Source organism: Capnocytophaga sp. oral taxon 380 str. F0488 (assembly GCF_000318255.2).
Taxonomy (GTDB): Bacteria; Bacteroidota; Bacteroidia; order Flavobacteriales; family Flavobacteriaceae; genus Capnocytophaga; species Capnocytophaga ochracea.
Window position 1 is genome coordinate 6,596 of record NZ_KB291244.1, and the last position, 5,841, is coordinate 12,436.

A 5,841-nucleotide genomic window follows, 5' to 3' on the forward strand; every position below is an offset into this window, starting at 1 on the left:
CGAAAGAAAGAGGAAGAGGTGATAGGCCTTAGGCAATAGGCAGTAGGGGGGAGTATGATGGAAAAGGGAAGGTAATGTAGGGTCGTAGCATAATGGGAAGTTAACTTTGGCAAAGTTGAATAAACTGAGAATCCTCATTCTCTCATTTCCTCATTCTCTATTTATTCTCCCGCTCGTCGTGCTACGACCCTTGTAATTACTAATGTTTAGAAGGTAGTTATCGAGAACTCTTATAGCACTATCGATAAAATTATAACCCAAAATAGTTGCATTTGGCATTTTTTTTGTAATTTTGCCCCCGAAATAATTTTAAGCAGGTGTACTTCTTCTGAAGAACAGATGTAAGTCTTAAAGAAAACAATTTTTATGAAAAATGCAAAAAAGAGGTATTATTGTGCCGTGATGATGGCCGTATTTTTTATGTTGGGTTTTACTGTAAAAAGTGATGAAGAGAGAACTACCATAGTACCGCCCAGCTTTGTAGTAGATATACCTCGTTTGGTTACCGCTATGCCAAAAGAAATAACAAGCGAACCCAATCTGTTTTCCTTAAATCCACCACAAGTAGGAAAAAGTTTTATAGGCTTTAAGGAAGCCTTAGCCTACCGCGAGTCACGAGGCAATTATTTTATAGTGAATAGGTTTGGCTATATGGGAAAATATCAATTTGGAAAATCAGCTTTGCAGTTCTACGGAGTAAAAGACGCTCAGCAATTCCTCAATTCCCCCGAACAACAAGAAAGACTTTTTACCCTCAGTCTTCAGCGCAACAAATGGTATTTGCGCAATGAAATCAAGCAATACGTAGGCACTAAAATTAACGGTATAGAAATTACCGAGTCAGGCATATTAGCCGCTGCTCACTTAGTCGGAGCACAATCAGTAAAAAAATATTTGAAGAAAAAAGGACGCTATGCCTTTGCCGATGGCAATGGCACTACGTTGCAAAACTACCTAAAACACTTTGCAGGGTACGACACAGCACACATTATCCCTGAAAAACTCCCACGTTTTTAGAAACATAAGTTAATCGAAAAACATAAACTTTCTTCATCTTTGTCAAGGTTTTATAATCTTGGCAAAGATTTCTATTTTATTACTTCTCAGCATTTGCCAATCCCTAAATTTGCTCATTTGCTAATTACTTCATACCTTTGCACCATAATTGGCAAAGTTGCTAATCGACAAATTAACGACGAATGGTTTATAATCACAAAGAAATAGAAGCCTTTTGGCAAGAATATTGGGCAAAACACCAAACTTTCAAAGCCCAGAATAACAGTACCAAACCCAAGTACTACGTGCTCGATATGTTTCCTTACCCCTCAGGGGCAGGCTTACACGTGGGGCATCCGCTGGGGTATATCGCCAGCGATATTGTAGCACGCTACAAGCGTCACAAAGGCTTTAATGTATTGCACCCCCAAGGTTATGATAGCTTCGGTCTGCCAGCCGAGCAATACGCTATCCAAACAGGGCAACACCCAGCCCTCACTACGGCACAGAATATCGCCCGTTACCGCGAACAATTAGATAAAATGGGCTTTTCTTTTGATTGGAGTCGCGAAGTAAAGACCTCCGACCCCGATTACTATCGTCATACCCAGTGGATATTTATACAACTCTTCAACTCGTGGTATAACAACGCAACCGACAAAGCAGAGCCTATCGAAACGCTTATCGCTCTCTTTGAAACAGAAGGCAATAGCAAGGTAAATGCTGCCTGTGACGACGATACCCCAACCTTCACTGCTGCCCAATGGCACGCAATGACAGCTGAAAGCAAACAACGTCATTTACTAAAATACCGACTTACCTATTTGGCAGAAACCGAAGTAAACTGGTGCCCTGCCTTAGGAACTGTACTCGCCAACGATGAAATCGTGAATGGCGTATCCGAGCGTGGGGGTCATCCTGTGATTCGCAAGAAGATGACCCAATGGAGTATGCGCATCACGGCTTATGCTGAACGCCTCTTGCAAGGCTTAGATACCATCGATTGGAGTGAGAGTATCAAAGAAAGCCAACGCAACTGGATAGGAAAATCAGTAGGAGCCTCTATCGACTTTGTGCTCGCCTCCGGCGAGCACAAAGTCGAGGTCTTCACCACTCGCCCCGACACCCTCTTTGGCGTTACTTACCTTACCCTCGCCCCTGAGCACCCCTTAGTATTGCAAATTACTACTGAGGAACAACGCGCTGAGGTAGAAGCCTACATCGCAGCTACTGCCAAACGTTCAGAGCGCGACCGTATGGCAGACACCAAAACTGTATCAGGGGCTTTCACAGGGGCGTATGCGGTACACCCACTTATTGGCAAGCAAATCCCTATCTGGATAGGCGATTATGTATTAGCAAGCTATGGTACGGGGGCTGTTATGGCAGTGCCTGCTGGCGACGACCGCGATTATGCCTTTGCCAAACACTTCAAGGGCGCCAAAGGAATGCCAGAAATGATTAACATCTTCGATAAAGATATTTCAGAGAATGCCTTTACCGACAAAGAGGGAATGACTTACCAAAATTCGGATTTCCTCAATGGTTGCACTAACTTTGGCGAAGCCGTTGCTAAAGTGTTAGCCGCCTTAGAATCCAAAGGAGCTGGCAAAGCCAAAGTAAATTACCGCCTTCGCGATGCTGTCTTCTCACGTCAGCGTTATTGGGGCGAACCTTTCCCTGTATACTATGAAAATGGCTTGCCACAGATGATAGGCGAGGAGCACCTACCTATTCTCCTACCCGAAGTAGAGAAATACCTCCCTACCGAAGAGGGCAATCCACCATTGGGTAACGCGACCACTTGGGCGTGGGATACGGCAAACCACAAGGTAGTGAACAATGAGCTTATTGATAACCAAACTGTATTCCCGTTAGAATTGAATACAATGCCAGGTTGGGCAGGCTCTTCTTGGTATTGGTTAGAGTATATGATGGAAAAAGACGCACGTGGAACCTTCCCTACCAAACCCGTAGTAGACTATTGGCAAAACGTAGACCTTTACGTAGGGGGTAGCGAACACGCCACAGGGCACCTCTTGTACTCTCGTTTCTGGAACAAATTCCTCAAAGACCGCGGTTTTGCCCCCACTGAAGAACCATTTAAGAAACTCATCAATCAAGGAATGATATTGGGTATGAGTGCCTTTGCATATCGCTTAGAAGGTACCAATACCTTTGTTTCTAAAAATCAAGTAAAAGGGCAATCAGTACAACCTATTCACGTTGATGTTTCTCTCTTAAAAGATACTTCCGATGAGTTAGATATTGATAAATTCAAAGCGTGGCGTAAAGAATTTGCTAACGCGGAATTTATTTTAGAAGAAGACGGCAAGTATATTACAGGTCGTGAAGTAGAAAAGATGTCGAAATCTAAATACAACGTGGTAAACCCTGATGATATTTGCGAGCAATATGGTGCGGATACCTTGCGTCTCTACGAAATGTTCTTAGGACCTTTGGAACAAGCCAAACCTTGGAACACAGCAGGTATTTCGGGGGTGTATAACTTCTTGCGCAAGTTATGGCGTTTGTATTTCAATGATAACGGCTGGCAAGTAACCAACGAAGCTCCTACACCCGAGATGCTCAAAGCACTGCATAAAACGATTAAAAAGGTAAATGAAGATATCGAGAATTTCTCATTCAATACCTCGGTGAGTCAGTTTATGATATGCGTGAATGAGTTATCATCGCTAAAATGCCACCATAGAGACGTTTTAGCGCCTCTTGCGGTGTTGGTAGCGCCTTTCGCTCCGCATATCGCCGAAGAGCTCTGGAAAAGGCTCGGAAATACTGAAAGTATCACTTATGCACCTTATCCCGTACACGAGGATAAGTATTTGCAAGAGGACAGTAAGGAATATCCCGTATCGTTCAACGGCAAAGTACGCTTCAAACGCGCTTATGCTACCAGTATGAGTGTGGCAGAGATAGAGCAAGCCATCCTCGCCGATCCTCAAACCGCAGAACAGCTACAAGGCAACACCCCTAAAAAGGTAATTGTAGTGCCTAATAGGATTATCAATATTGTAATGTAATAATACAAAGAGGCTTTACCCACAGTGGTGAAGCCTCTTTTTTTGTCGTAGTTGTATTATTGAGGATTTAAAAATACAACCTCACAGTGAATCAAAAATTAAAAGTATGCATACAATGAATACTATAATTATTCTCATATTCGTGCTTGTAGTTGTTTCGGTATATCTTATTGTGCAGCACAAAAGCAATTTCGAAAAACGCTTAGCCTATCATACCCCTCGACTTCTTACCCCCGAACGACAGGAATATATCAGAGGGGCAGAGCGATATATCAAAAAAGCGAGCATAGTTATAGGCTTGTTTGTTAGCTTTCCGTTAATAGTTGTATGCGCTTTTCTATTACTTGACGCTGGTATTCCTATCATTTTTCTTCTTCTAATTTTTCTAATAACAATAGAGTGTTTGGCTATTTATTTAATATATCGTATTTTAAAAAGAAATATTAAAAACCAACAAGCACTCTTAGAACAAATGAGTGATAGCGATTTTGAGCTATTGCTCAGTGTACAAAAAGAATTATTTCTCTTCAAATACTTTCCTTCTTTTATACTTTGCAAAGATAAGCTGTACTTATTTGTATTTCTTACCGTTGAGGAGATTGATCCTACAACAATAAAAGAAGTAAGTTTTGTTTATGCTAGGGGAGGGAGAGTAATTGTACGTATTAAATCGATAAAATCTACTTCAATTGTGATGTATAGGAATGTATATCCTATTTTTGGGGAGATTATTGAGAAATACAATCCTAATGCTCAAATAAGAACTTAAAAATAACCTATGAACTAAACAGAAAAATGATGGATACTATTATCATTTCATTTTTATCTACCAACAAAATAAAACCCTTAACTCTTACCTAAAATTATGGATACAGTTTATTTTCTCTGTTTTGTCCCTTCGTTAGTGTTTCTCTTGGTTTTTATGTACTTTACGATGGTGCGCAAAAACGAATTTGAAGAGCGCTTGGTACTTTATCGCCCTCAGCACCAGCTGTCACAAAAGCGGGAGGCTTATTTGAAAAAGGTGCGTAAGTTCCGCTTGTGGGTTACCGGTTTTATTATTGTGGTGTTTACAGCACCTTTGTTTGTCTATCTTGTGCTGATGATACAAGAAGGTGTAGAGGTGCTACACTTGTTGTTCCTCGATGAAATAATAGAGGAGACCCTCCTTTCTTTACTCATTACCTTTTTGCTGTATTGGCTTTTCACCTATATGCTAAAACGCAAAGAAAAAGCTTTGCGTATGCTAGTAGAACAAATGAGCGATAGTGATTTCGACTTGCTGTTAAAAGTAAAGGATAGTCTGTTCTTTCTCACTCGCTATAATCCGCCGTTTGTGTTGTGCAACAAGCAACTGTACTTCTTTATTTTCTATGCGATTCGTGAAATTGACCCTACTAAAATCACGGATATGGGTTGGGGTTATAGCAAAAATGGTTTTTATGTAAAAATCAAATCACCTAAAGTCACAAGGATTACAATGTCGACTGGAGCATTGCCTTACCTCTTGCAAATCATTAAAAAATATAACAAAAAAATATGAACTTTTTAATTAGAAAACTTGGAAATTAGAAAATTAGCAAATGAGAGAATGAGAAAATGGAGTAAATGCCAATAATACCAGAAATGCCAATGATACCAAACAATCAACTTTGCCAAAGGTGCGAGTCGCACAGGCAGTCGTAGCACGACGGGCAGCCGTAGCACGGCAGGCGGGGAAAAATTAGCAAATGGGGAAGGGTTGAGGAGTTCGGAAGGAAACGGAGAAGTTCGGAAGAGAGCTGAGAGAAAATTTGGTGAAAAA

4 protein-coding genes are annotated in these 5,841 nt (G+C 41.1%); all 4 read left to right on the plus strand.

Annotated elements, in window-relative coordinates; all coding sequences use genetic code 11:
- Window positions 1–366 precede the first annotated feature (366 nt).
- The 4 genes from HMPREF9078_RS11250 (at window position 367) to HMPREF9078_RS11265 (ending at window position 5,580) form a co-directional block, all read left to right on the plus strand.
- Window positions 367–1,017: a hypothetical protein gene (locus tag HMPREF9078_RS11250; protein ID WP_009420789.1), complete on the plus strand. Its 651-nt coding sequence runs from the start codon at window positions 367–369 to the stop codon at window positions 1,015–1,017.
- Between the two features lie 182 nt (window positions 1,018–1,199).
- Complete coding sequence (leuS, locus tag HMPREF9078_RS11255; protein ID WP_009420791.1) at window positions 1,200–4,037, plus strand: leucine--tRNA ligase; 2,838 nt, start codon at window positions 1,200–1,202, stop codon at window positions 4,035–4,037.
- Window positions 4,038–4,152: 115 nt separating this feature from the next.
- The gene (locus HMPREF9078_RS11260) at window positions 4,153–4,806 is read left to right on the plus strand and encodes a hypothetical protein (RefSeq protein ID WP_198142755.1); all 654 of its coding nucleotides are present in this window, start codon (window positions 4,153–4,155) and stop codon (window positions 4,804–4,806) included.
- Window positions 4,807–4,902: 96 nt separating this feature from the next.
- The gene (locus tag HMPREF9078_RS11265) at window positions 4,903–5,580 is read left to right on the plus strand and encodes a hypothetical protein (protein ID WP_009420793.1); all 678 of its coding nucleotides are present in this window, start codon (window positions 4,903–4,905) and stop codon (window positions 5,578–5,580) included.
- Window positions 5,581–5,841: the final 261 nt, after the last annotated feature.